Annotated in this window: 25 protein-coding genes; 13 read left to right on the top strand and 12 right to left on the bottom strand. The window is 43.8% G+C overall.

Going from position 1 to position 26,769, the window contains the following annotated elements; genetic code table 11:
• Positions 1-2 precede the first annotated feature (2 nt).
• From FHS57_RS06750 to FHS57_RS06695, 12 genes are all read left to right on the top strand, one after another.
• Complete coding sequence (locus FHS57_RS06750) at positions 3-1,001, top strand: DUF6089 family protein (RefSeq protein ID WP_183972105.1); 999 nt, start codon at positions 3-5, stop codon at positions 999-1,001.
• A gap of 54 nt (positions 1,002-1,055) precedes the next feature.
• Positions 1,056-1,745: a type IX secretion system protein PorG gene (gene porG / locus FHS57_RS06745; RefSeq protein WP_183972104.1), complete on the top strand. Its 690-nt coding sequence runs from the start codon at positions 1,056-1,058 to the stop codon at positions 1,743-1,745.
• Between the two features lie 57 nt (positions 1,746-1,802).
• Positions 1,803-2,813 carry a dipeptide epimerase gene (locus FHS57_RS06740; protein WP_183972103.1) on the top strand — a complete coding sequence of 337 codons (1,011 nt, stop codon included), beginning with the start codon at positions 1,803-1,805 and terminating at the stop codon, positions 2,811-2,813.
• Between the two features lie 18 nt (positions 2,814-2,831).
• Complete coding sequence (locus FHS57_RS06735; protein WP_183972102.1) at positions 2,832-3,914, top strand: aminotransferase class I/II-fold pyridoxal phosphate-dependent enzyme; 1,083 nt, start codon at positions 2,832-2,834, stop codon at positions 3,912-3,914.
• Positions 3,915-4,037: 123 nt separating this feature from the next.
• A complete protein-coding gene (locus FHS57_RS06730) occupies positions 4,038-4,736 on the top strand; it encodes a DUF2306 domain-containing protein (RefSeq protein WP_183972101.1) in 699 nt (232 codons plus the stop codon).
• 78 nt (positions 4,737-4,814) lie between these two features.
• The gene (locus FHS57_RS06725) at positions 4,815-5,285 is read left to right on the top strand and encodes a MarR family winged helix-turn-helix transcriptional regulator (protein ID WP_183972100.1); all 471 of its coding nucleotides are present in this window, start codon (positions 4,815-4,817) and stop codon (positions 5,283-5,285) included.
• Between the two features lie 403 nt (positions 5,286-5,688).
• Positions 5,689-6,339 (top strand): TetR/AcrR family transcriptional regulator, encoded by a 651-nt coding sequence (locus FHS57_RS06720; RefSeq protein WP_183972099.1) that lies wholly within the window; start codon positions 5,689-5,691, stop codon positions 6,337-6,339.
• 50 nt (positions 6,340-6,389) lie between these two features.
• Positions 6,390-7,748: a TolC family protein gene (locus FHS57_RS06715; protein ID WP_183972098.1), complete on the top strand. Its 1,359-nt coding sequence runs from the start codon at positions 6,390-6,392 to the stop codon at positions 7,746-7,748.
• A 17-nt stretch (positions 7,749-7,765) separates the two neighbouring features.
• A complete protein-coding gene (locus FHS57_RS06710) occupies positions 7,766-8,953 on the top strand; it encodes an efflux RND transporter periplasmic adaptor subunit (RefSeq protein WP_183972097.1) in 1,188 nt (395 codons plus the stop codon).
• Positions 8,954-9,040: 87 nt separating this feature from the next.
• Positions 9,041-12,499 (top strand): efflux RND transporter permease subunit, encoded by a 3,459-nt coding sequence (locus tag FHS57_RS06705; RefSeq protein ID WP_183972096.1) that lies wholly within the window; start codon positions 9,041-9,043, stop codon positions 12,497-12,499.
• A gap of 145 nt (positions 12,500-12,644) precedes the next feature.
• The gene (locus FHS57_RS06700; RefSeq protein ID WP_183972095.1) at positions 12,645-12,878 is read left to right on the top strand and encodes a hypothetical protein; all 234 of its coding nucleotides are present in this window, start codon (positions 12,645-12,647) and stop codon (positions 12,876-12,878) included.
• Entirely contained in the window at positions 12,875-13,315 is a 441-nt protein-coding gene (locus FHS57_RS06695; RefSeq protein WP_183972094.1) for a PIN domain-containing protein, read from the top strand. The genes FHS57_RS06700 and FHS57_RS06695 overlap by 4 nt, the downstream gene beginning before the upstream one ends.
• A 4-nt stretch (positions 13,316-13,319) precedes the next feature.
• On the opposite strand, the gene msrB is transcribed toward FHS57_RS06695, so the two are convergent.
• From msrB to FHS57_RS06675, 4 genes are read right to left on the bottom strand one after another with little or no spacing between them, the layout of a single operon-like run.
• Entirely contained in the window at positions 13,320-13,823 is a 504-nt protein-coding gene (gene msrB, locus FHS57_RS06690; RefSeq protein WP_183972093.1) for a peptide-methionine (R)-S-oxide reductase MsrB, read from the bottom strand.
• Between the two features lie 50 nt (positions 13,824-13,873).
• The gene (locus FHS57_RS06685) at positions 13,874-15,583 is read right to left on the bottom strand and encodes an alpha/beta hydrolase (protein WP_183972092.1); all 1,710 of its coding nucleotides are present in this window, start codon (positions 15,581-15,583) and stop codon (positions 13,874-13,876) included.
• 4 nt (positions 15,584-15,587) lie between these two features.
• The gene (locus FHS57_RS06680) at positions 15,588-16,583 is read right to left on the bottom strand and encodes a glycosyltransferase family 2 protein (protein ID WP_183972091.1); all 996 of its coding nucleotides are present in this window, start codon (positions 16,581-16,583) and stop codon (positions 15,588-15,590) included.
• Between the two features lie 6 nt (positions 16,584-16,589).
• On the bottom strand, positions 16,590-17,624 hold the full coding sequence (locus FHS57_RS06675; RefSeq protein WP_183972090.1) for a hypothetical protein: 1,035 nt from the start codon (positions 17,622-17,624) through the stop codon (positions 16,590-16,592).
• 136 nt (positions 17,625-17,760) lie between these two features.
• Here FHS57_RS06675 and FHS57_RS06670 point away from each other — a divergent pair, with 136 nt between their 5' ends.
• On the top strand, positions 17,761-18,483 hold the full coding sequence (locus FHS57_RS06670) for a class I SAM-dependent methyltransferase (protein ID WP_183972089.1): 723 nt from the start codon (positions 17,761-17,763) through the stop codon (positions 18,481-18,483).
• Between the two features lie 49 nt (positions 18,484-18,532).
• Here FHS57_RS06670 and FHS57_RS06665 read toward each other — a convergent pair whose 3' ends face one another.
• From FHS57_RS06665 to pseB, 8 genes are read right to left on the bottom strand one after another with little or no spacing between them, the layout of a single operon-like run.
• A complete protein-coding gene (locus FHS57_RS06665; RefSeq protein ID WP_183972088.1) occupies positions 18,533-20,035 on the bottom strand; it encodes a lipopolysaccharide biosynthesis protein in 1,503 nt (500 codons plus the stop codon).
• A gap of 2 nt (positions 20,036-20,037) precedes the next feature.
• The gene (pseI, locus tag FHS57_RS06660) at positions 20,038-21,102 is read right to left on the bottom strand and encodes a pseudaminic acid synthase (RefSeq protein ID WP_183972087.1); all 1,065 of its coding nucleotides are present in this window, start codon (positions 21,100-21,102) and stop codon (positions 20,038-20,040) included.
• Positions 21,102-22,226 (bottom strand): tail fiber domain-containing protein, encoded by a 1,125-nt coding sequence (locus FHS57_RS06655; protein WP_183972086.1) that lies wholly within the window; start codon positions 22,224-22,226, stop codon positions 21,102-21,104. The genes pseI and FHS57_RS06655 overlap by 1 nt, the downstream gene beginning before the upstream one ends.
• Positions 22,223-23,233, bottom strand: a complete 1,011-nt coding sequence (locus FHS57_RS06650; RefSeq protein WP_183972085.1) for a GNAT family N-acetyltransferase — start codon at positions 23,231-23,233, stop codon at positions 22,223-22,225. Before FHS57_RS06650 ends, FHS57_RS06655 begins: the two co-directional genes overlap by 4 nt.
• On the bottom strand, positions 23,220-23,915 hold the full coding sequence (pseF, locus tag FHS57_RS06645; protein WP_183972084.1) for a pseudaminic acid cytidylyltransferase: 696 nt from the start codon (positions 23,913-23,915) through the stop codon (positions 23,220-23,222). Before pseF ends, FHS57_RS06650 begins: the two co-directional genes overlap by 14 nt.
• 3 nt (positions 23,916-23,918) lie before the next feature.
• Positions 23,919-24,566 carry a pseudaminic acid biosynthesis-associated methylase gene (locus FHS57_RS06640; RefSeq protein WP_183972083.1) on the bottom strand — a complete coding sequence of 216 codons (648 nt, stop codon included), beginning with the start codon at positions 24,564-24,566 and terminating at the stop codon, positions 23,919-23,921.
• 7 nt (positions 24,567-24,573) lie between these two features.
• Positions 24,574-25,758 (bottom strand): UDP-4-amino-4,6-dideoxy-N-acetyl-beta-L-altrosamine transaminase, encoded by a 1,185-nt coding sequence (pseC, locus tag FHS57_RS06635; protein WP_183972082.1) that lies wholly within the window; start codon positions 25,756-25,758, stop codon positions 24,574-24,576.
• Entirely contained in the window at positions 25,755-26,765 is a 1,011-nt protein-coding gene (gene pseB, locus FHS57_RS06630; protein WP_183972081.1) for a UDP-N-acetylglucosamine 4,6-dehydratase (inverting), read from the bottom strand. The genes pseC and pseB overlap by 4 nt, the downstream gene beginning before the upstream one ends.
• Between the last annotated feature and the right edge of the window lie 4 nt (positions 26,766-26,769).

Below are 26,769 nucleotides of genomic sequence, written 5' to 3'. Positions count from 1 at the left end.
GAATGAATTATAAGATAATTGTCGGAATCGTGTTGTTTACGCTGTTTGTGACGCTCCAATCGGAAGCACAACGCCGTCGTCGAACGCCATTTGAGCAGTACTCTACCGTGAGTTTTGGGGCGGGAACGTCTAGCTATGCAGGTGATTTGGCACCCTATCGAAGTCCAGTGAATACCTTGTTTAAAACCATGCGCTGGAATATTAATGCCGCTTATACGAAGCATTATACACCGCATTTGGCAGCCCGTTTTGGGTTTACGTGGGCACAAATTTTTAGTGACGATGAATACTATAACCGCGGAGGTACGCCGTTTTCAGGGGCGTATGTTCGAAACTTACATTTTCGTAACAACCTTAAAGAGTTTAGTTTGGTAGGTATTTACAAGTTTTGGGGAGATGGACGTAGTCCGAATCGTCGTGCAAAGTTTACCCCCTACATTTTTGCTGGAGTTGCGCTGCTTGCTCATAATCCGAAAGCAATGGTTCCTGATTCAACATCTTACGACAGGTATCCTAAAAATAAGCGTTGGATAGCCCTTCAACCACTAGGAACGGAGGGGCAGGGCCAGCCAGGCTTTGAGAAACCTTACTCATTGGTAACGTATTCTATTCCTTTTGGATTGGGCTTTACTTGGAAAATCAATGACCAGTGGAACGTTGGGGTAGAAGGTGGCTTCCGTTTTTCGGGGTCAGATTTTTTGGATGATGCAAGTGGTTTTTATCCAAATCCTGACATTCTTAAAAATGACATGGCACGAGCGATGTCAAACCGTACGCTTGAGCAAATTGCAGCACGTACTGGACGTGATCGTACTGAAACTGTAGCCAGAATTGTCGATCCCAACAACCCGACAGCTAATCCGTTTGCAAATGGTCCTTTGGGAGGATGGCAACAGGGTGATTTTAGAGGAAATCCTGTTCGGAAAGATACCTACATGCTTTCCAGCATCACAGTAACCTATGTGTTACCAACTAAAATTAAATGCCCGCCGATTCGTTAAGTTATTGGACTTCGTTAAAAGTTAACAAGGGCAAAAACCAAGAATTTATCATACGTGGATAGCAAACTGCACACTTATTTTATCGGCTTCCTTTTGGGAGCCTTTTCTTTACAGGCCGAAGCCCAGCGGTGGAATATTGGCGCTGGACTAGGAGGGTTTAATTACAAAGGAGACTATGCTCCTTTTTTTAACCCTAAAAACTATTTGCCTGGAGGCCATGCTTTTGTGCGTTATAATGCGTCGCCAGCAGTTTCGTTGAAATTAGGCGGAAATATGGGCATTATTGGAGCAAAAGACAGTCGCTCGTCTGACCCTTTCAATCAGGCCCGTAATGGCTCGTTTCGTTCTAGGGTAGCTGAAGGAGATTTGATACTTGAGTATAACTTTCTGAATTACTCGCAACGCCGCAAAGACGTCAATTGGACGCCCTACCTGATGGGCGGATTGGGTTTTTATAAATTTAAACCGCGCACAAAAACGGCCGAATATAAAACAACCCAAATGAATATTCCTTTTGGAGCGGGAGTGAAGTGGGAGTTTAAACGCCCGTGGAGTTTAGAGTTTGAGTTTGGTACTAGGGTTCTTTTTACCGATTACTTAGACGATTTGGGAGATAACGTGCCATTGGGTCAAAAACTCCAACTTGGCAATCCAACTACCCGCGATAAATACTACTACACGTCAATTACCCTGAGTTATACATTTTATAGTATTATTTGTCCGCCAGGATTTTCGACGGATTAAGCAACGCAAAGAGGAGAGAAAAGATGTACTTTTGTCTCCTCTTTTGTTTTTAGACGTATGCAATTATACTTTCATCGCTTCGACTTACGGCTTCGCCACACCTTTACCATCGCTCACGATTCGCGCGATGTGCAACCTACGCTCATTGTAGAACTCCGAGAAGGGAGTTTTCGGGGCTTTGGAGAGGCTACTTCCAACAAATACTACGGTATTACGATTGAAGGAATGATAGGCCGCCTTGAGCAAATACGAAATGTGATTGAAAACGATATCCTAACATCTCCCGAGGAGTTTTGGCAGTTGACCAACCAATACCTTCACGATATGCCGTTTGCGCAGTGCGCTTTGGATGAAGCAGCAAACGACCTTTGGGCCAAAAAACAAGGGAAAAAACTCTACGATGCCTGGGGGCTTTCAGCCGATGCAATACCAATTACTGATTACACCATTGGAATTGATAGCATTGATAAAATGGTGGCAAAAATGAAGGAGTTTCCGTGGCCATTGTACAAGATTAAATTGGGTACAGCAGAGGATTTGGAGATTGTCCGAACCCTACGTAGCCATACTGATGCGGTGTTTCGAGTAGATGCGAACTGCGCTTGGACGGCGACGCAAGCCATCGAGTATAGCCATGAATTAAAAAAATTAGGCGTTGAATTTATCGAACAACCCCTGCGTGCGGACGATTGGGCGGGGATGAAACAAGTCTATGCCGAAAGTGCGTTGCCCTGCATTGCCGACGAAAGTTGCATTGTAGAAGCAGATGTGGCCAAATGCGCAGGTTACTTTCACGGAGTCAATGTGAAGTTGACCAAATGCGGTGGCCTTACGCCCGCACGACGAATGTTGGCCGAAGCCAAAACCCTTGGCCTGAAAACGATGGTAGGCTGTATGAACGAAAGCAGCGTGGGTATTTCGGCGATTGCGCACTTGTTGCCGATGCTCGACTACGTGGACATGGACGGTACGTTGCTTATCGCCAACGACCCAGCAACGGGAGTTCAATTTGATTTTGGAAAAATTATTTTTGCCACCGAAAACGGTACAGGTGCACAATTGCATTAGTACCAACGTTGACCTGTTTTGAATTCTGCTAGTTATCACCAAATCACCCACTTGCCTAATCGGACGATTGAGCTCGATGGAAAAACGTACTTGTATTTTAGCGGTACGGCGTACCTAGGTCTGCCGCAACATCCTGCTTTTCAAGCCTTGATTCAAGAAGGGTTGCAGGCGTACGGAAGTGTATATGGGAGTTCGCGTAATGGAAATCTCCAGTTGCGTATCTATGAACAAGCGGAGGCTAAATTAGCGGCTTGGACGGGCTCGGAGGCGGCGCTGACGTTATCGTCGGGGATGTTGGCAGGACAGGCCGCAATTCGGCAGTTGATGTTAGATGGGTACGAGTTTGTGTATTCTCCCGATGTCCACCCTGCGGTGTGGCATTTGCCTCAAGTGTCGATTCCAGCCGTGAGTTTTGAGGAGTGGGTTGAAAACGTAGTGAAACCATCGTCTTTTCAGGATACAGCTAAAGTATGCGTAGTCACTAATTCCGTGGATGCTTTACGCGGAAAATTATACACGTTTGATTGGATAACACGCCTTCCCGACGACCGAGAATGGGTCTTGCTCGTTGACGATTCGCACGGATTGGGGGTGATTGGCGAGGAGGGAAAAGGTATTTGGGGGCAAATTCCGTCGTTACCTCACGTTCGGATTATCGTTACGGCGTCTTTGGCCAAAGCGATGGGGTTGCCTGGCGGGGTCATTTTTTCGGACAAAATCACACTCCAAAAAATTCGTTCGACGGCTTACTTTGGCGGTTGCTCACCCATTGCCCCTGATCACCTGTACGCGTATTTACACGCTACCGACTTATATGCTGAGGCATACCAACGTTTGGCGTATAATGTCCGTCAATGCGCTACGCAACTTGCTTCTTTGGGGCTTTTTAATGCTTCCAACGCGTTATTTCCAGTGTTTTACACTCCTCACGACGACTTGTATCCATTTTTGCTTCAGCGGGGTATTTTTGTGTATAGTTTTGCTTATCCCAAGCCAACCGACAGGGCTAATACCCGCATTGTGTTGAGCGCTTGGCATACCGACGAAGACATTGAAACCTTGGTAGAAGCGTGTCGTGTATTTGCCGAGACTAGGCGCTAATTTTTCCACTCTTTCGGGGCGACACTTCACGCCAAAGATGCGACGCTTCGTCGTGTTTTGCTATCCTTGTGCCTGATTTTCTACGAGTTTTGGTTCATCAATCAACCAATAACCAGTCAGGCCATGAAAACTTTTTTCCTTATCACGCACATTGTTTTTGGGTTTTTAGCCCTTGGAGTAGGAATTGTTCCGATGCTTTCCAAAAAAGGCAATACCCTTCACAACCGAACAGGGTTGGTGTATTACTGGTCGATGGTGATTGTGGCGTTTTCTTCGGTAGGTTTGGTGTTAGTAAGCCCTTTTACAGATGGACGCTTGTTTTTGACAGGCATCGCTGTTTTTAGCTTTTACATGTGTTTTACGGGAAAACGAGCCTTGCAACAACGTGGAAGTGAGCCAGTTCGTTGGTATGATTGGGCGATTTCGTCGGTCATGGGGGCGGCGTCAGTGATAATGATGGCCTATGGTTTGTATTTTGTGCAGCGTTCATTTCAAACGGGGCACTTTTCATCGATGAGTATATTATTTTTGGCTTTTGGTTTTTTTAGCGGCACCAATGCGTTGTACGATATTCGAAAGTACCTTGCTCCCGAAAAAGCAAAGTATGGTGCGAAAGAATGGTTTTTTATCCACATTGAGCGGATGGGTGGGTCGTACATTGCAACGTTTACCGCGTTTGCGTTAGTAAACATCCGTTATATTTTTCCCGAAGCGCCTCAAGCAGTCTATATTGCCACTTGGATTATGCCAGGTCTGATGGGTGGGTTATTTATTGGCCGTGCCGTTCGTAAGTACGCTACTAAATTTCGTTTGGCAGTATAATAAAAATAGTATGCAAGCCTACCAAGTTAAAGATTAACTTCTATATTTGCCTAAACTGATACCAACTCACAATAGGCAATGCGCAAGGAAAAAACGGTGGATTTTCATATTAAATGGGCTTGGCACGCCATTTCGAGAATGTACAATACCTACGCGTCTCGTCGCTACGACATGACGATGGCCATTGGGTATGTACTGCTAAATATTGACCTCGAATACGGGACGCCTGCTACCAAGATTGGGCCGTCAATCGGGATGGAGCCCCGCAGTCTGACCCGAACACTGAAAGCACTCGAAGAACGCGGCTGGATACGTCGAGAAACGGACGAGACAGACAAGCGTTTTGTCAAAGTGTTTTTGACCGACGTGGGTAAGCGCAAACGCGAACAAGCCCGCGAAGGAGTCATCTCGTTTAATACGATGTTGCGGGATCAAATTCCTTTGGATAAGTTGGTTGTGTTTTTTGATGTAATTAAAGAAATCAATCGGTTGGTTGAAGAAGAAAATAACAAGCTCAAGGCGGAAAATCTCCTAAACGAAGAATTGTAAACATAGGTTTATCCTCATTTTCTTCCCTTTCGTCCCTGTTTTTACCCACTTTACGTAGTTTTTGTACGCTACCGTAAAGTGGGTTTTTACTTTTGTAGCGGTTGGTTTTTCAGGACATCGTCCAATTTTTGAAAAACAGCTATGGTTAAATTTATTATTTGAAAAGTACAAAATTTATTTTTTGTGTACCGCCTCAAAATTTCATAAAAAAAAGTTAACCCTACTGACATAGGGTTGTCACTAGCGCCCATTTATTTTGTATTATAGATAATAATCAACTTACTAGATACTTAGAGCCTAAAACACAGCCATGACTTTTTTTAAAAAAACTTCGGAAACTTTGAACTTTCATTAAGTTTCCGAAGTTTCGTATAAAAAAAGTGAAAAACTAAGTACAGTAAGAGTGAGAGAAAGAATCTTAGATAAAGCCCAAGAATTGTTTTTTCGGTACGGAGTGAAAAGCGTAACGATGGACGACATTGCAAGGGAATTGGGCATTTCTAAAAAAACCATTTATCAGCATTTTGAAGACAAAAACGCAATAGTGTATGCAGGAGTTGAGCACCATTTTGCTTGTGACCGCACCATTGCCGAACAGATGCAAAATGAAGCACCCGACCCGATTGCAGAGATGGTAATGACTTCTGAAATGATGCGCCAAACGATGGCGGGCATGAACCCAACGGCCATTTTTGACATCAAGAAGTATTACCCACAAGCGTGGGATTTGTTCTCTAAGTATAAAAAAGAATTTATTCTTGAGATGGTCAAGAAGAACCTTTTGAAAGGCATCGAAATGGGCTTGTACCGCTCCACTGTCAACGTAGATATACTATCGCGCTTGAGACTCGAACAGGTAGAAATGGGGTTAGACCCGTATCTCTTTCCACTTGGACAGTTTAACCCATTGGATACTCAATTGGAACTGCTCGATCACTTTTTACGCGGAATTGTAACCATTGAAGGACTAAATCTGTATGAGAAATATATAACCAAACAGCTTTCAACGCCTATATCCACCATGGCTTTTTTTAGCCAAAAGAATACCTATTAACAGCTCATTTTTTTAACAACCCCACAATTTTATAATCAACACTTTACTATATGCCACAATTTCGACCGCAATGGAAATGGCTGGTACTGCTTATGCTGCCACTGTTTCCGACGTACAGCCAAACGCGTTATTCACTTCAAGAAGCCATTCAATACGGATTAACGCACAACATCAATGTAAAAAATACCCAAACTGATGCCCAAAGTGCCGAGTCGCGCATTGGAGAAATTAGAGCTGTGGGGCTTCCGCAGGTAACTGGGTCAGTAAGTTTACTTGATAACCTAATCATTCAACGTGCTTTTTTACCAGCAACCTTCTTCCCTGGAGGGAAAGAAAGTGATCCTCCAATTGCAGTTCAATTTGGGGTAAAATATTCGGGTAATGCGGCATTACAACTTTCTCAAATCTTGTTCAATGCACAGTGGTTGTTGGGTTTAAAAGCAGCCCAAGCGTACCGTGAATTGGCAGTTAAAAACGTGACTCAGTCTAAAATTCAGGTGGCTGAAAGCGTTTCTAAAGCGTACTACAGCGTGTTGGTTGCCGAAGAGAGAGCCAAAGTGCTCGATTTAAACATCCAACGGTTGGACAGCTTGACCCGCGAAATGAGTGCCATGAACCAAAAAGGGTTTGTTGAAAAACTCGACGTTGACCGTTTGGAAGTGTCGCTTAATAATCTCAAAACAGAACGGACGAAAGTACAAAACCTAGTGGATTTGAGTTACTACATGCTCAAGTTCCAAATGGGAATGAAACTTGACGAACAAATCGTCTTAGCTGACCGAATCAGCGAAAGTGATGTAGAACGAATTGGACGAGAAATCAAAGCCGATGATGGTAGCGGTTTTAGCTATGACCAACGCGTTGATTATTCTATTCTGAAAAGCAACTTGTTGCTTTCTGAAATGGATGTTGAAAACAACAAGCGCGGCTATTATCCAACGGTAGCTTTGTTTGGTGGCTACGGCTACAACACAGGTCGTAATAGCATTGGGGATGTTTTTGGTTCACCTTGGTTTAACAATGCTAATATCGGTTTGAGCGTGAACATCCCTGTCTTTGATGGTTTTACGAAGAAGTACAAAATCCAACAAGCCAAGTTTACGGTGGATAAAGTAAAACAAAGTTTGAGTTTGGTAGAGCAGTCGATTGATTTGCAGATTCGGAGTGCCAACATTACCATCATCAATGGCCTCGAAACGCTGAAAAACCAAAAGCGTAACTTGGATTTGGCCCAAGAAGTGGTACGGGTTTCTAAAATCAAATACCAATCAGGAACAGGTTCAAACATTGAGGTTATCAACGCCGAGTCGGCCTTGAAAGAAGCTCAAACCAACTATTTCGCTTCGTTGTATGATTTGCTACTTGCCAAAATCGACCTCGACAAAGCAAAAGGAAAATTATCCTTCTAATCTTTAAAAACTTTATTATGAGCACATTGACAACATATACTACCAATAAAAAAACTCCTTTTAATACAGGGCTTCGCGCGGGTGTAGCGGTGCTGTTCCTCTCGGTTTTTGTGACTGCCTGTGGTGGCGGAAAAACAGATAATTCGTTGGCGGGTAAAAAAGAAGAACTTGCCAAATTGAAAGCGGAGTCAAAGACATTGACCGAAAAAATTGCCAAGTTGGATGCCGAAATCAAGGCAGCTGACCCAAGTATGAAAGCGGCAGAGAAAGTATTCCCTGTACTAACAGAAGCCTTGCAGGCGCGTAGCTTCAAAAGCTTTATCGAAATTCAAGGAACGGTTGAAACCAAAAATACGGCAACAGCAACGCCTCGTATGGCAGGTACTTATACCACGGTTTACGTAAAAGAAGGCCAAACAGTGAAAGCGAGCCAGTTGTTGGCTAAAATCGACAACGCTATTTTGCGCGACCAGATTGCGGCGTTGAAACAGCAAATGGAATTGGCGAATGTTGTTTTTGAGAAACAAAAAGGACTTTGGGACCAAAAAATTGGAACAGAAATCCAGTATTTGCAAGCCAAAAACAACAAAGAAGCGTTGGAGAAAAACTTGGCCGTTCTCGAAACACAAGTGGATTTGTACAACGTGTACGCCCCAATCAGTGGTGCCGTGGAGCGTGTGATGGCCAAAACGGGTGAAGTTGCTGCGCCAGGAATGCCGTTGGCAAGCATCGTGAACTTGGGAAGCCTCAAAGCAACGGCCAACGTGCCTGATGTTTATATCAGCCACATCAAAATGGGCGATGCTGTAAAGGTTGTTTTGCCTGATTTGAACCGTGAAATCAACGCCCGCGTGACGTTCATTAGCAAGTTGGTAAACCCAGCTAACCGTACCTTCAAAATCGAAGTAGCGATTCCGACCAGTTCAGACATTAAGCCAAACATGCTTTCGGTGTTGAATATTGCCGATATCAACAAGTCTAATGTGTTGGTAATCAAGCAAAATTACATTCAGAGTACTGAGTTTGGAGATGTGGTGTACGTAGCAACTACCGAAGGCAACAAAAAAGTAGCCAAAGGGCGTAAGGTGAAAATGGGGGTAGCTTACAACGGTGACGTCGAAATTTTGGATGGACTCCAAGCAGGCGATTTAATCATCACAGACGGCTATCAAGACTTGGTCGATGGTCAGGCAATCAGTTTCTAAAAACTGTTAATTGTTATTCGTTAATGGTTAACCGTACTGATGTTGGTAACCAATTAATTGACAACGATTAACCTAAACCGTAAGGTTATGACAACCCTAAAAGACTTCAAAGTGACGCGTTGGTGTTTAGAAAATAAAACCACCGTCTATCTTTTTACAGCTATAATTTCACTAGCGGGTTTGTTCGTGTATTTCACGATGCCCAAAGAACAGTTTCCCGAAATCGCCGTTCCGACGGTGATTGTCTCGACGATTTATCCTGGCGCGAGCCCCTCGGATATTGAAACTGTCATTACAAAACCCATCGAAAAGCAAATCAAAGCGGCGAGTGGGGTAACAAAAATTAAGTCAAACTCGATTCAAGACTTCTCGTTGATTACGGTGGAGTTTTCGACGGGAATCAAGGCGCAAGAAGCCAAACAACGCGTAGCGGATGCCGTTGACAAAGCGTTGGTGGACCTTCCGTCTGACCGCAAACAAGACCCTTCGGTGCAGGAGGTAAACTTCTCGGAGTTTCCGATTATGAACATCAACTTGGCGGGGAATTACTCGTTGAAAAAGTTGAAAGATTATGCCGAACAACTCAAAGACGAAATCGAGTCGTTGCCCGAAATCACGCGGGTGGACATCGTAGGGGCGCTTGACCGTGAAATCCAAATCAACCTCGACTTGTACAAAATGCAAGCGGCGGGGGTGTCGTTTTACGAAATTCAAAACGCGATTCAGGGTGAAAACATCAACGTATCGGGTGGTGAGTTAAACGTGGACAACGTTCGCCGTAACTTACGCGTAGTGGGAGAGTTCAAAGATGTGCGCCAATTGGAAAACATCATTGTTCGTTCTTCGACAGGTGCTACGCTTCGTTTGGCCGAAATTGCGGAAGTGAAAGACGGTTTTGCCGAAAAACAAAGCTATGCAAGTTTGGATGGAAAAACGGTAATTACGCTCAACGTCATCAAGCGGGGAGGGGAAAACCTTATTTCGGCGGCAGATGAAATCAAGGCAATTTTGAAAAAATACGAAGAAACGAAGTTCCCTGACGGCTTGAAAGTAAGTTTGACCAACGATAGTTCGGAGCGTACCAAAGTAGAGTTGAACGACCTACTCAATACCGTTATCTTGGGCTTTATCTTCGTAGTATTGGTACTGATGTTCTTTATGGGGGTTCAAGATGCGATTTTCGTAGGACTTTCGGTGCCTTTGTCCACGCTAGTAGCGTTTGTGTTGTTTCCCGTTATTGCTTCGGCAACGGGTATTACGTTTACGCTTAACACGATTGTACTCTTTGCGTTTTTATTAGGACTCGGGATTGTGGTTGACGACGCGATTGTGGTGATTGAAAACGCCCACCGTGTTTATAACGATGACAAAAAACTGACCCGTACCGAAGCCATTTCGTATGCTGCTGGTGAGGTATTTATCCCCGTATTGTCAGGTACACTGACGACCATCGCGCCGTTTTTGCCATTGTTGTTTTGGCCAGGTATTGTGGGTGAATTTATGAAATTCTTGCCATTGACGCTGATTATTACCTTGTTTGCGTCGTTGTTTGTGGCTTACGTAATGAACCCTGTTTTTGCCGCGTCTTCACTAAAACGCGTTGAAGAACATGCCAACGAGGACAAATCATTCAAGTCGATTCGCACCCCATTGTTTGTGTTGCTAGGACTTGCGGCAGTAGGATATTTAATCAACTTTGGGATTGGCAACTTGCTTTTATTTATTGCCATTCTATATGTATTTAACCACTACATTCTGACTCCAAAAATCATTGTTCCTTTCCAAGAAAACGTGTTTCCGCGTCTTAAAAACGGCTACCGTAAAGTGATTGCGTGGGTAATTACGGGTCGCCGCCCTTACGGCGTATTTGCGGGAGTGATTGGTATATTGGTTGGAACGTTTGTGTTGATGGGAGCTTTTCCTCCAAAATCAGTTTTCTTCCCAAGCGGTGACCCTGATTTTGTGTATGTGTATTGCGTGATGCCACAAGGAACGGACGCTTCTAAAACCAACGAGGTAATGAAGCAATTGGAAGACCGAGTGTATAGCGTAATCGGGAAAAATAGCCCAGCAGTAGCCTCGGTCATTACGAACGTTGGTATTAATGCGGGTGACCCTTTCAACCCTGACCGTACGGTAGTACCGCACAAAGGGAAAATTACAGTGGCTTTCAAGAGCGTAGAAGAACGACTTCACCACGGAGTATCGACTTCCGACATTTTGGCGAAAGTGCGTGAAAAAGTAAAAGGAATTCCAGGCGCACAAGTAACAGCTGAACCCGAAAGTAACGGCCCTCCAACGGGGAAACCAGTGACGATTGAGATTGCGGGTGAAGATTTTGGCCAGTTGGTAGAAGTAACCGCAAAAGTAAAAAATGCCATCGTCAAATCAGGAATTCAAGGAATTGAAGAATTGAAATCGGATTTGGTGTTGAACAAACCTGAAATTGTGATTGACATCAACCGCGAGCAAGCAGCCCGTGAAGGTATCAGCACGGCTCAGATTGCGTTGCAAATTCGTGGGGCATTGTTCGGAACTGAAGTGTCTAAATTCCGCGACGACAAGGATGATTATCCGATTATGGTGCGATTGAAAGAAGGCGACCGCAACCAGATTGAGAAATTGTTGAGCATGAACGTGGTATATCGTGATATGAACCTTGGTGGTGTATTGCGCCAAGTTCCTTTGAGTACATTGACCAACATTCGTTACGCAACTACTTACAGTGGTATCAACCGCAAAGACCAAGAGCGCGTAGTGACGTTGTCGTCGGATGTACTTGGTGGATTCAACGCCAACGAAGTAAACGTACAAGTGCAAGAAGTAGTGGATGGCCTAGACCTTCCACAAGGTTATACGATTCGTTTGGGGGGTGAACAAGAAGAACAAATGAAGTCAATGCAGTTCTTAGGAGCAGCCTTTTTGGGAGCTATCTTGTTGATTTTCTTGATTCTAGTGACACAGTTTAACTCCACCAGTAAGCCACTTATTATCTTCTTTACGGTATTGTTTAGCTTGATTGGGGTGTTCCTTGGATTCATGCTTACGGGCAAAACCATGTCTATCATTATGACAGGGGTGGGTATCTTTGCTTTGGCGGGGATTGTGATTAAGAACGGTATCTTGTTGATTGAGTTTACGGACGAATTGAAAACCCGTGGTTACCCAACCCGTCAAGCGTTGATTGAAGCAGGAGCCGCTCGTTTGACGCCCGTATTATTGACGGCCTCAGCTTGTATTTTGGGTTTGATTCCGCTGGCATTGGGGATGAACATCAACTTTGTGACGTTGTTTACCGAATTTAATCCACAAATTTTCATCGGAGGTTTCAGTGCCTTGTTCTGGGGGCCATTGGCTTACACCATTATCTACGGCTTGTTGTTCAGTACTACCCTTACGTTGATTGTAGTTCCAACCATGTACTGGATTGTGGAGCGTTTGAAGTTTCGTTTGGGCAAAAAGTCAGCAGCTGAAGCAGTGTATGTTTTCAACAATGGTACCTCAAACGGCAACGGCCACCACGTTGAAGAAGAAGTAGAACATTAATTATTTTGAAGGTTTAGAGAAGCTTGTTAAGAAAAAAGCCGTTCCAATGGAGCGGCTTTTTTTGTGGATAGTACATGAAAATTTGAGAAATTTTTGATATTTCCACAAATAAACCTATTTTCGATAACAGAATTATAGCAATACTATGACTACTATTCAGATTAAAGTAAGTGAAGCACTAGTAACTCGGTATGGTGTAAAAGCACTACAGGAACGCGTGCAACGTGAAATGGAATGGGAAGAAATGCGCCTTTTGGCGGAAGCACATCAACAACATTTGCAAGAAATAGGTATTGATGCTGATACAGTTGTTGAAAAAGCGAGACAGGAGGCTTGGGGAAAATTCAAGGTTGAAAACGCTAATCTTTTTCAACCTTGAATCAGTTTATTACAGATGCTAATGTTATTTTCAGTTGTCTCATCAGTGGACGTGATCAATACTTGCATATTATAGCTGAAAACAAATTTTATTTGCCTGATTTTGCCCTAACTGAGATTCAAATTTACCAAGAATTAATTACAGGAAAATCAGCAATGGCAGGCCAACAACTTCGCGATTATACCCTGCACTTATTTGAAAAGTTGATAGTTGTTCCTAATTTTTTAATCTCAACTCAAAATTACTATCGGGCATTTATGCTTTGTAAAGAGATTGATGAAAAAAATACAGTTTATGTAGCTCTTTCACTAGAATTTGGATATCCTCTACTTACAAAAGACACAGAACTTGCTTTGGGGTTACGCCAAAGAGGCTTTGTAAATGTTGTTCTTCTTTCAGAGTTCTTAGATGAAAAAAATAATAGGGGAAAGATATAACCCCTCACTTCGTTGTATTTGCTACAAACTTCAAAGCTAACGAGTTCATACAATACCGTTGACGAGTAGGAGCGGGGCCGTCGTAAAAAAGGTGGCCTAAGTGCCCATTACACCGCCTACAGCGTACTTCAATGCGTTCTTCGCGTTCTGAATAGTCCTTGCGAAACAACAGACAATGGGGAGTAGCGGGTTGCCAAAAACTGGGCCAACCTGTGCCACTGTCGTATTTTTGGGCTGAGTGAAACAGCAAATTTCCACAGGCGGCGCAGTGATAGTTACCTTCGCCTTTAAAATCATGGTATTCGTTGGTAAAAGGAGCTTCGGTTGAACCCTCCCGTGTGACAGTATAAACGCCGTCGTCCAGAACTTCTTCCCAAACACCGTTCGGTACTCGTATTTCCGTGGTATCAGTCAATGAAAAGTACGGGTTTTGTTTGGGTACTTTGCTGGCTCGCTGACAGCCAGCTACCATCAATAATCCTACTAATCCTCCCCAAAGTAGTTTCATACGATTTAGGAACTGTTAGAGATTTGGTAGTTTATAGATTTTTAATTAGATCAATACCGCCAACTCTTTAAATCGGCTCCTGCGGGGGCACCAGCTTCGATACGCTTCAGAATTTTGGGAATGTACATGGTATTATAACGAAGCCGCGACACGTAGTTCGGTACGTTGGGGTCGCCGTTCCAGCAGTGTTCAAAACGGTCGCCGTATTTTACTTCACCGTCGTAGTGCGGGTTCTTGGTTGTTTTTAAGAAATCTTCCATCAAATAGACCGCATTGTTGAGGTAATAATTGTCCATATCGCCGCAGTAGATGTGGATTTTTCCTTGCAGTTTTTTCCCAACAGTGGCCCATTGGCGTTTGAGGATGTGCATCAAATCGTAGTTTTCTGACCAGTATTTTGCTACACTATGGTCGATTTTACCCGTTTCTTTGTCCCAAATGGGCTTAGGATACCCATTTTCCCCCATTGGTGAGTAGGTTGCTTGCCAAATGTCCCATTGGTCGCCCGAACGTGAGTTGTCACCAATGGCCAGTTCGCGTTGGTTGATTTCTTCAATGGTGCACTTTACCTGACCTAGATAATTGCGCATCCCTGGGCGTGCAGTTTTCTTGAAGTCGCTAGGCAAAAAGTACGCGTTTTCGTCTTTGTAAATATTAACAACCGTGTAAGCTTCAAACGTAATGGGGTCAGGACAAGCCGCAAAACAGCCGTTAAACTCATCGGGATAAAACACTTGGGCCGCAAGAGCCTCCCAGCCTCCCGTGCTGCCGCCGTAGAGAAAACGCGCCCAACCTTGCCCAATGCCTCTGAATTGTTTCTCAATTTGGGGAATCAACTCGTACATGATGGCGTCGCCGTACGGCCCCATATTGGCCGAGTTGACGGCGTACGAATCGTCATAGTAAGGCGTAGCGTGTTGGATTTCGACGATGAGCATTCGAGGAAAATCCTTGCTCGTCCATTGTTTGTAAAAATTGTAGGCTTCTTGCCAAACGAATTTTTTATACCCATAAATCCCAAAACGAGCGATGTAATCGGTCGTGTCCATGTCGGCGGGAGGAGGTGTTTCTTTGAAGCCATCAAAGTCGGCGGGGAAGTGGCCGTGGTTGATACAAATGGGGTATTTTGCTTCTGGGTGTTCATCAAAGCCATGCGGCAACAGTACGTGAGCTCCCAAATACATAGGCCGCCCCCAAAATTCAGTCAAGAGTTTGCTCTGAATCTTGATGTGTTTGATGTACTTCGTGTCTTTGGGCTCGGGCAAAAGCGGGTTTTCTTGATCAAGTACAATTTTTACTACCTGCTTGGCCTTGGGGTCGTACTTGATTTTGAAGGGTTTTGAAAACAAATTACCAGGAGCTGTGCGGTAGTTTTGGCCTTCACCTCGGTCCATCGGTAGTTTTACGGTATGTCCCGTTTTTAGCTTAAACGTTTCGTATTTGTGCAAAAGGGCTTGCACCCAATATTCCCCCGCAGGAAAATCTTTGAGGGCTTTGACAGGATATCCATAAGCGCTGGCGCTTACCAAAGTAGGTTTGTCGGCTTGCCAAGCATCCACGTTTTGTCCAAAAAGCTGTTGGGAGTTGGCTTCATCGCTTACTTGGAAGCGCGGCTCAGATTTGTTGTCTTTGGCCAAAAAAAGCATCAAGCGCCCGTCGAAAGTATTTCCTTTTGATTTGGGAAAACTGACCGAAAATTGCGTTTGAGCTACGGTAACGTAGGCACAGAAAAGTAGTAGAAATAAAGGTACGGTTCTCATAAGTTTACTTTTTAAATACCCAGTGATAAAAACGTTTGTGAAATGAACGCTGGAGTTGAAGAAGCTTTACTGCCCACGTTGGCGGTAAGGCAAAAAGTAAAATACTCCACCCGAGTAAAATACTACTTTTTCGTTCAATAGACAAGTAAAATGCTTCGCGTATCGCAGCCTTACGCCCTTCACGTTCGAGGGTTAAGATACATTTTTCAACAAAATCATTATTTAATAACGTTTCGTTGAGCTTGACTAGCTGAGGGGTGGGTAAAATGGGGCGTAACCGTTGCCGAACTTCAATAAAACTATTGACCATAACGATGCGATTACGAGTCATGCTGGTATGATGTAAGCGCATGAGCGGCAAGGTATTAGGTAAGTCTAGGTACTTAAATTGGACGTTTTTATAACAACACCGAATCCAAAACTCCCAGTCTTCACAAGAAGGTAAATCTTCCGTAAAAAGCCCCGTTACTTTTTCTATCGTCGTTCGCCGCATCACGGGCATGGGAGGCATAATGACGCAGGAAATCACTAAAAATGGCAAAAGAGCTATTCCTTCGCCCGACTTATCGAGGGTCCAAGGGGTGTTTTTATGTTGGGGAGAAAAAATAAGTTCAGAGGTGCCGTCATAAAAATAGCGTAACCCGCCATAAACAAGCTCAACCTCGGCATGTGTTTCCAAATACGCCGTATGGTGTTGGAGCTTGTCGGGTTGTAATAAATCATCGGAATCCAAAAACTGAATGTATTTCCCCGTTGTGGCCCGAATCCCTGTATTGCGAGCGGCAGGAAGTCCCTGATTTTGCTGATAAACGTAACGAATACGGGGGTCACTTTCTACAAATTTTTGTACAACCTCAGCACTATCGTCGGTAGAGCCGTCATCCACAACCACGCACTCCCAGTTTTGAAGTGTTTGATTTTGAAGACTTTCTAATGTTTCGGCAATAAACCGACCGTAGTTATAACAAGGGACAATGACTGAAACCAATGGTTGATTCATTGGGCATTAATTTTGAGATGGATACGACAAATAAGTGACATTTTGGAGGTAAAAACTCGGCAACAAATGCCCAAAATCTTGAAAAACGGGCTGGTCTTGGCAACAGATTTTGTAGATACTCACCACCTCCGAACCAGCCAAATGAGCATAAAGCCCAACGCTACTTATACAAACATAAATAACAGGGCGCTGACTGAGGGAAATTTGTTCGATAGAGTCAGAGGCGCCTAGCGTGTGGAGGCTGGCCTTCCCAGCGACTTTTTGCTGCATAAACGCTTCAATGGCTTGCAATGAAGCTTGCCCTTGAGCGGGGTGAAATTTTTGATGAATACTGGTAAAACCACGTTTGAAGGCATCGGTTACAATCACGTCAATCCATCGAAGGTAGGTAGTTGGCGTCAAACCATGGTGGTCATAGATATTGTCATGAACAATAACGCACTGGTACTTTTCCTCAGATTCAATCTTAGGAAAAGGTAAACCAACTATTTGGAGATTGGTAAGCGTAGGAAAAGAGTGTTGTGATACCCCAAATGCACCCAAATAACGTCCCAATTGTGTCGTAAAAAAACTACGATTTGAACGATTTCTTTGACCAAAATTTAGATAATAAAGTACCGAACGAAGCGGATTAAAGGGCTTTTTAATGTCCCAATCGGCGGGAGGTCGATAAGCCACTAGCCCTTCTTCAATATAATAATAGCCCTGACACATCGGATGCGTCACCATGAGGTGAAAAATACTGCTGTAAGCATGGGCAGCGTAGAGGAAAAAGGGCTGTTGGTGCGTTATTTGTTCAAGCCACTGGTCAAATGCTCTCACCTTGTTCCAAGATTTCCAAAAAGCGATTTGAACAGCAAACGAATCTATCGGATAATGAGAAAAAGGCAGTGGTATCGCATGGTAGGTGCCGTCTGGAGGCAAGAAATTACGGCTAATGAGAAGTGTAACTGCTTCGACGGGAATCTTTTCGAGGCGAATCACTTCCAGTGCCATAAAGTACGTGATTGGACTGTGGACGTTGAATAAATGTCGAGTCATGAAAATGAGGCCGCTTAGTCACAAAATAGGGATTCACTAATTGTCAAAGGTAGGAATAAATGTAGCCTAGGCCAAAAAGGACTGCTATTTGCTTTATCTTTGTACTTTCTTTCAACCATTCACTTAAAGAAACATTATGTCGCTTATCGGGAAGATATATCGCCAATTAGAACCACTCATTGAGGTCTTTTTTCGAACAACACGTCAATCTAAAACGGCGGCCGATCCTAGTAAATGGAAAGCAGAGGCCCAAAAAGGAGAGTTCGCTTTTCACAAAAACGACACATGGCGCCAAACGGAAGGCTTCTTACAACAAACAAGCGTCTTGTTTAAAGCATGGGGTTTTGAAGCGGATGAATTTGCGGGCAAGGTAGTTTTGGATGTGGGAGCAGGGAGTATGTTGCGTGGTAAATACTTTAAAAATGCCAAATTGGTGGCCTTGGAACCAATGGCCGACGACGTATTGCGCGAAATTCCGTGGACGGATTTACGTGATGCGTGGAAAGTGTTTTCAACGCCCGCCGAGCAATCCATTCCAGAATTGGTCGGGCAAGTTGACTTTATCTTTAGTATCAACGTTCTCGACCATTGTTATAATTTTGACGAAATCATCGCCAATTTATATACCTATCTAAAACCTGGTGCAAGGGCATTTTTGTCGTTTGATGAGCATTACGTGACCAACAAAATGCACCCGTTGATTTTAACTGAAACTATTTGTCCGCCGATTTTTGAAAAGGCTGGCTTTAAAATTGAAAAATTTAACAAAGGTTTTGAAGGAAAAGCAGCGGAGGTAATGAAAGTGTCAACCTACGGCCACGGACAAACTTGTCTCAATTATTGGTTAAGAAAACCATAAGGTAGTGCCAAATAGACTTTCCAAGTTTTTAATTTAAACCTGGAAAGTCTTATTTTATTATTCCCCAGATTTTTTGATAGATAGTTTTGCACTGTTGGTTAAACTCTGGGGAGTAGCCACTTACATAAAAACCACCGACAAACAGCAACGTAATGGTAACGGAACGGTAAGCCATGTCTCCAAGTATGGCAATCGGGCTGCCTGTTAAACTTGGTAGTAAACTTACTAGCCCAAAAGAAGCAATTCCCATCCCAATAACAATGGCGTTTTTGGAATTAAAAGGTTGAAAACCAAACAAGTACCAAAGGAGCCCATAACGGCAAAGGTTGTAGATGAATACTGAAACAACCGCTCCAATCGCAGCCCCTTCAATCCCGAACGTAGGAATCAATTGGTGGTTTAATAATACGGTACAAAAAATAAGGACGATAAAGAAAATCGTATCGAGGTAGTAATACTTTGAGGTATTAAGAATCGTACCGTTGATACCAGTTGCCATGTCCAACACTTTTGAAAGACCAATCCACACAATCACCCAGCGGCCTGCTTCGTAGGCGGGTGGTAGAAACTCGAAAATGTTGTCGAGGTTGACGCAGATTCCGAGAAATACCCATAACCCTACGAAAAGTTGAACCAAACAGCTCTTTTGGTAAATTTTGGCAATATTTTCGTGGTCGTTATTTTTCCACGCTTCTGCTACTATCGTGCCCGCAATAAGCTGCATCGCAATCATTGGCATGGCTATGACTGTTCCAAAAAACGACGCTGTGCTATAAACTCCCACTGCATTCAAGTCAATCATATCGGTAATCATGATTTTGTCGATGTAGAGGACAATTTGCGAAGAAAGTGAGGCGATAATGGAGAGCGCGCAAAATTTAAGAATGGGAACCAATAAGTGGGATTGTTTTAAAAAACCAAAATCAGGGCGTAACGAAAATCGCCCTTCTCGAATGGTTTTGAGCACAATAAGTACCATTGGTAACGAAATTCCCGCGCACCAAATCATCATAAACTGGTCGAAGTTTATCCAGCGAAAGGCGTACAGAAGTGCAACCACGAGGTTGTTGAAACGTAATACAAATTGGCTTAAAAACGTACCCGTCACGGAGTCGTAATGCAGGCGAGAATAAACATCAAATACGTTGAATATCAACATAAAAGCCACGATAGGTAGCAAATACGGGTAATATTTGACCAACAGAATGGACTTCTTTTGGTATTCTTCGATAAGCCCTTCTTTGAAAAACCAGAGCGCAACAACGACGATAATAAAACCAATAAAGGAAAACAACAGGGCTAAAAATACGTAGCCATGGTCGTTGGTTTTGGCATCACGAAAATAGGGGAAGTAGCGTGTTCCCGCTCCGTTGAATCCAAGGTTAGCAAATAAGGGCAGCAGTAGCATCAACGACAAAAACAGGCTGATGAGCCCATTTTGGTCAGTTGCAAAGAAATTAGGGATAACATACCCCTGAGTTACCAAGCCAACTGCTGCGCTTAAGTAAGAATAGATGGTACTTTGAAAGGTCTGTTTTTTGATTTGGGCCATTCCTATGACGAGGCAATTAGCCCCCATTCTAATGCAGTACCAGCTTCAATGTCGCGCGAAGCGTGGCTTTGTAAAATTTGATCATAATAGCGCGTATGCAATCCATTGGCAGGACGAATACTGCGAACATTCTCGGCCGTAAAAGCCTCACCTGCTTTGATGTCTTTGACTACGTACAGCGAGCGTTTGAATTGTAGGCTTTTTTGTTCCTTGGCCGATAATTCGTAGTTGACTCGCCCCATTGCTAAAAACGCTCGTTCTGATTCAACCACCAAAGCGTTGATTTCCTCAGGTTCAAGGGAAAATGCGGAGTCCACGCCCCCATCAGCTCTACGTAACGTGAAGTGTTTTTCAATCACCCGTGCGCCCAACGCTACTGAAGCTACTGCCGCACCAATACCCATGGTGTGGTCTGAAAGACCGACAGGGCATCTGAAAAGCTCGCGCATGTGCGGAATGGTCAGTAAGTGGGTATTTTCGGGGGTTGCAGGGTAAGTGCTGGTACATTTTAGGAGTACTAATTGAGTACAACCATTGGTTTTTAGCACTTGTACGGACTCTTGGATATCAGCAATACTCGCTACACCTGTACTCATAATGACAGGCTTCCCCGTTTTGGCCACTTTTTTGAGAAGCGTATGGTCGGTATTTTCAAACGAGGCAATTTTGTAACAAGGCACTTCCAACGACTCTAAAAAATCAACGGCCGAAAGATCGAATGGGCTACTGAAAGCAATCATCCCGAGGGATTTAGCACGGTCAAAAATAGGCTTGTGCCATTCCCAAGGGGTATATGCTTGTTGGTACAGTTGGTGTAAGTTTTGATTCTTCCAGAGTGAATTATCGTCGCGGATGTAAAATTCGTCCGATTTGCCATTAAATGTGATGGTATCGGCTGTGTAGGTTTGAAGTTTAAGTGCATGAGCACCAGCTTTGGCCGCAGCATCCACCAGCTCAAACGCTCGTTCAAGCGATTGATTGTGGTTACCCGACATTTCAGCGATAATAAACGGCCGATGATCAGGGCTAATAGTTACATGACCGATTTGAATTTCGTTGGCAAACATTATCGTTTTTTTAATTTCTCAATCTCTTTTTGAAGCTCTTTTATTTGGGCAGCTTGCAGTTGGAGAAGTTGTTGTTGCTCTTTAATAGCTTCTACTAGAACGGGGGTAAGGCCGTCATAGTTCAGAAACTTAGTACCGCTTTCGTTGTGCGATACTAACTCAGGTAATACATTCTCAACTTCTTGAGCGATTAACCCTACTTGTTTTTCGTCGGAAGTATTCCAGTTGTAGTAGTAACCATTCAATTGGTTCACCATTTGTAACGCATTACCTATTGGGGCAATATTACGTTTGGTACGAGCGTCAGAGAGCGCATTTATGGTGCCATAGACGGTCACTTTGGCGTTTGGAACAGGAACGCCGCCAATGCCTATATTGGTACCATTGTCGTACAATTGACTATTAACCAGCACGTTCGATTGATTAAATCTTGGCAGACTATTGATAGCAGGAGAGGTAGTAGCTATCGCAACGGTTGAATTGTTTGGCAAGAAGTTTCTCAACAAAGTTCCTTGAGCATCAGTCGTAAGAAGTACACTTCCTAGTCCTACCTGTACACCTTCGAACCGAACAGAACCTGTGGTATGTAATTGGGCTTGAGGAGTGATGGTACCAATGCCTAGTGAACCATTGGCTGATAAAATCATTTTTATCACGTTTAGGTTTGTCCACGAAAATAAAGGTCGGTTCGTAACAAAACCAGGCCCTAAGAGCGCTTCTCCATTGGTGTATGTTCGAGCATCAAACTTGACAATAGGCTCATTACCAAAATCATTTTCAGGGGTTGTTGAAACGCTGAAAGACATAGAAAAACGTCTGTCTGTTTCATTATGCGCAAGAATAGAGGGCATAAAGCGCCCGTTTAAAACCGTAGAATTGGTAAATGCCAAGAAATCTTTGGGTGCATCAGCAACCTTGATTTTAAGAATTTGCTCCAATGTAGAATCACTAGGTGTTTTAAGAATAGATATTAACCCTCTTAAATTGCTACCTACCCCCAAGTTTGGAGGTAAAGTAATAGCCGTATTTGAATTGTCTTCCACCCAAGCGTCTGGTGTAGGGTCTTGTCCTTTAACAGTTAGGTGCAGGACTATAAAGACGAAAAAAAAGAACACTTTTCTCATGGCTGACGATTGGTTTGTAGTTTGTAATAATCGGCGGTGCTTTCTAATTCATGAAATCCTGCCCGTTCAAAAGCTTTTTTGGAAGCAAGATTAGCGAGCTTGATGTAAGCAATGACACTACTTTCGGTTTCAAACGTTTCAAAAAATGCTTGAATACTTTGCGCTATCATGGAAGTGGCAAAGCCATTACCTCGAAAATGGTTAGCAATTGAGATGCCAATGACGGATTCATCGTCGTTTTTGTCAATTCTAACTTGTCCAACTGGCTGTTTTAAATGGTTCTCAAATACCAACATCAGGCTATTAGGGGCCTGTATTTTTTTTACAAACCAGTCAACGTGCTTATCGTACGGAATCGGGTCAGAATTGAAAGAGTTTTGTCGAGTTCCCTCATCATTGGCCCATTCAAAATACAAATCAACATCGGAGCCTATTGCCTTTCGGAAGCTGAGCGTTCGATTCAATTTGGAATGAATGAGTACGTCAATAAATCGCCCATCAAAAAAACAATGTTCCTTGAGGCGAGCCTCAAGCGGAAAACCTGCCTTTTCAAGAACTGGATATAAATGAGGTCTTACATCAAAAGCATAGGTAAATAGCTTGTGAAAGTTGGCTTCGCTAAAACCTACTTTTTCAATTAATTGTAGATAATTTAGCCAAAACTCCTCGAAATAGTCTTTTTCAAGACTTGTATTCATCAGAAAAGAAATTTCGGCATATTTATCAACCCAGTTAATATGAACCAAACCACCATAAGCAACAAGTTGCCCGTCTTTGAGAAAGGAAAAAAGTAGCTGAGAAGGTTGATTTTGTTCAAACAATGAACTCACTACCGTTGAAAAATAGGCTTCCTGCGCTTCAAGGGTAAGGGGCTTTGATTGACGTAAATGATAAATTTGCTCATTTCGCCATTGCCTGATTAAATATTTGTCTTCGTCTCTTAGAGGTACTAGCTGATACGATTCATTCTCAAAAATTTGACGAGATAAACATTTATAATTTCTCATATAATAGCATGTATTTCAACTCCGCCAATTTCCAATCTTGTTCATTATCAATGTCTTGAGCTTCTAGTTCTGAAATTTCAATGCAGCTCGTATTGTCGGTCATGAGGCGCTGATTGATGAAAAAACGAGCAACGTCAAAGAAATAAAACTGCCCTGCATCGTGGTAGCATGGTTCTAAATCTTGCGAACGGGCACTAAAATACTGTGGCTCACGGAGTACGAACCGCTGGTCAGTTTTTTGGACGAGGCATCGTTGTATAGGATACGAAAACCGCATGACAGGAAACACCGCGTCGAATTCTCCCTCTTTTAGTGTTTGAGAAGCCTTTTGCAACAGCTCTTTTGTGACAAAAGGCGCTGTTGGGTAAAGGCAACAAGCTGTGCTAAAATGGTGCCCGATATGTTGATACGCTTCCAGAACTTCATTGATTACATCTGCCGTTGTTGCAAAATCATCAGATGCTTTTTCTGACCGCTGAAAAGGAACTTTTGCGCCGTATTCTTGGGCAATTTGGGCAATTTCAGCGTCGTCTGTCGATACCATTACTTCGTCAAAAAGATTACTAGCAAGCGCCGCTTCAATGCTGTACGCAATGATTGGCTTCCCCAAAAAATCTTTGATGTTTTTACGGGGAATGCGCTTGCTGCCTCCTCGGGCCGTAATGATGGCAATACAACTCATCGGCTATTGTTTTTCCAAAAGATACATGTAGTCCATATTTCCTTGCTGTGAAGCAGAGACGTATGGGTACATTTTGCGATATATTTCTTGGAGCTGATGGAAATTTTCTTGGAAAATTTTGCTGTAGTCTGCCTTCCAAAGAAACCCTTCGTTGCCGCGGTAGTTTATGTTAACCAAAGAGCTGGCGAAGTACTCAAAACCCCAAACGTATTTTTTGCTACAACGCACCATTTCTGACATGATTCGCGGTAGGTCGTCGGGAGCAATGTGAATAAGCACGCCGTTTGTTACTACCACATCAAAGTAGCTGTCTTTGAAAGGAATATCAAACCCTGACCCTTGAATGATGTTTACGTTTTTGACGATTTCTTTAGCTTTTTCTACCGCGTAGTGCTGTAGCTCAATTCCGTATAAATTGGTGAAACCCATTTCTTGGAGACACCGTAATTGTAGCCCAATGTTACAGCCCACTTCTAAGATTTTGGCATCTTTGGGGAGGTCACGAAGGCAATCCTCGTTCATTTGAGTCTTTGTAATCCCCCATTCGTGTCGATAAAAGTCGTCATATTGAGCTGACGTCCAGTTGTTTCTATCGGAATAGGCTTTGCCAAATTCTCCGCTCCAAAACGCTTCCTGTGTGGTGGTTGACATGATGTATTTATGAGTGATAAAAATCAATAATTGTTTGAATAACAAACGCTTGTTGGGCTTCTGTGAGGGTAGGGTACATCGGCAAACTCAAGCAGTGGCGGTAATAGTTCTCGGCAGCAGGGAAATCACCTTCTTTCCATCCTTGAGCGCGGTAATACGGCATCAAATGGCACGGAATGTAATGAACTTGGGCAAAAATCTGCTGTTCGCGTAAGTGGGTATAAAGTCCCAAACGGTTCTCTACTTCTACCACATAAAGGTGGTACGCATGGCCCTCAACCACGCCCGATTGTCCTTTGATAAACGATAATCCCTCAAAAGCTGCGTTGTAAACTTGCGCAATTTCGCGTCGTCGAGTGAGGCCTTCGTCGGCCCTAGCCAGCTGAGAAATTCCCAATGCTGCCTGAAAATCGGTAAGTCGGTAATTATAGCCTAGCGTTTGCATTTCCATGTACCAGCCTGGGTAGTTGGTGGCTTGCTCGTCGCCTGCGGCAAACGCAATGGAGTTTTGGAAACCATTGGTATCGCGACTGATGCCGTGGGTACGAAGTGTCAGCAGCTTTTGGTAAAGGGAAGCATCATTGGTAGTAATCATTCCTCCTTCACCGCAAGCAATGTGCTTTACGGGGTGAAATGAGAAAATGGCCAAATCGGCAAATTGACCATTTCCGCAACGTTGTAGGTGCACTTGGCTATCGTTGAAATAGCCCCCTGGCGCGTGACAAGCATCTTCGATAATCCACAGGCCGTATTCGTCAGCTAGGGTTCGAAAAGCCTCTAAATCAACCGCACGTCCTGCAAAATCAACGGGGACAATTCCCTGATAGGTTCCTTTAGGAGCGGAAGCAAGCAGGTTGCGCACCGCCTTGATGTCCAATAAATAGGTGTCGGGGTCAATGTCTGCAAAAACAACCTCCCCGCCGCAGTAGCGAACACAGTTGGCTGATGCCGCAAATGTAATAGGCGTAGTAATCACTTTTTGGCCTTCGGTTACGTCCAACGCTAGCGCACACAAGTGCAACGCGGCTGTTCCGTTGGCCACAGCCACGGCATATTTTGCGCCGACATATTCCGCAAATGCGACTTCAAATTGATGAATAGTGGGGCCTTGCGTCAGAAAATCAGCGCGCAACGCCTTGGTCACTACTTCAATATCGTCGTCGGTAATATTTTGTCTTCCGTAAGGAATCATACTTCAAAATTGGGGTCAACGTGCTGCTTGATTTGTTGGCGTAAATCATCGACTGTAAGCCATTCGTCGTTGGTACCTGAGTTATATTCAAACCCGTACGGGACTTTGCGGCCGTTGAAGGCGTTGACGTAATCGTCCATGCTCCAAATCGGTGTACTTGGGCAAATAACGTAGTACTTGTCAAGTTCGATGGTATTGAGCGAATCGGTTTCGGTAATCATTTCCTCGTGGAGTTTTTCCCCAGGACGAATCCCCACCACTTCTTGACGTGCGTTAGGCGCAATAGCTTCGGCTACGTCAGTAATGCGGTAAGAAGGAATTTTTGGGACAAATATTTCGCCTCCCCAAGCATTTTCGAGGGCAAACAGGACCATTTTTACCCCGTCTTCGAGCGAAATATTAAAACGAGTCATGTCGGGGTGAGTAATGGGCAAAACTCCTTCTTTGCGTTTCTGCAAGAAAAAAGGAATAACCGAACCGCGCGAGCCAATGACGTTTCCGTAACGCACGACTGAAAAACGAATATCACGAGCGCCTTTGATGTTGTTGGCCGCCACAAACAATTTGTCGGAACAAAGTTTGGTTGCGCCATACAAGTTGATAGGAGCCGCCGCTTTATCGGTCGAAAGGGCTACTACTTTTTGGACACCCGTAGCCAAGGCCGCTGTGATGACATTTTGACCGCCTAAAATGTTGGTCTTGATGCACTCCATCGGGTTGTACTCCGCCGCAGGAACTTGCTTGAGGGCTGCCGCATGAATGATAATGTCGATGCCTTCGCACGCCATCGTGAGGCGGGCTTCGTCGCGAACGTCCCCAATAAAATACCGTATGACGGGGTATTTGCTGTGGCTAAATTCTTGTGACATTTCAAACTGCTTCAATTCATCGCGCGAATACACCACCAAACGCTTAACGTCAGGGTATAGCTTGAGAATCGTTCTAATAAATTCCTTGCCAAATGAGCCCGTTGCTCCAGTTACAAGGATTGATTTTCCATTTAACATTATT

Source organism: Runella defluvii, from assembly GCF_014195535.1.
GTDB classification, from domain to species: Bacteria; Bacteroidota; Bacteroidia; order Cytophagales; family Spirosomataceae; genus Runella; species Runella defluvii.
Note: the sequence above shows the minus strand (reverse complement) of the source record. Positions and strands in the feature narration are given on the sequence as shown.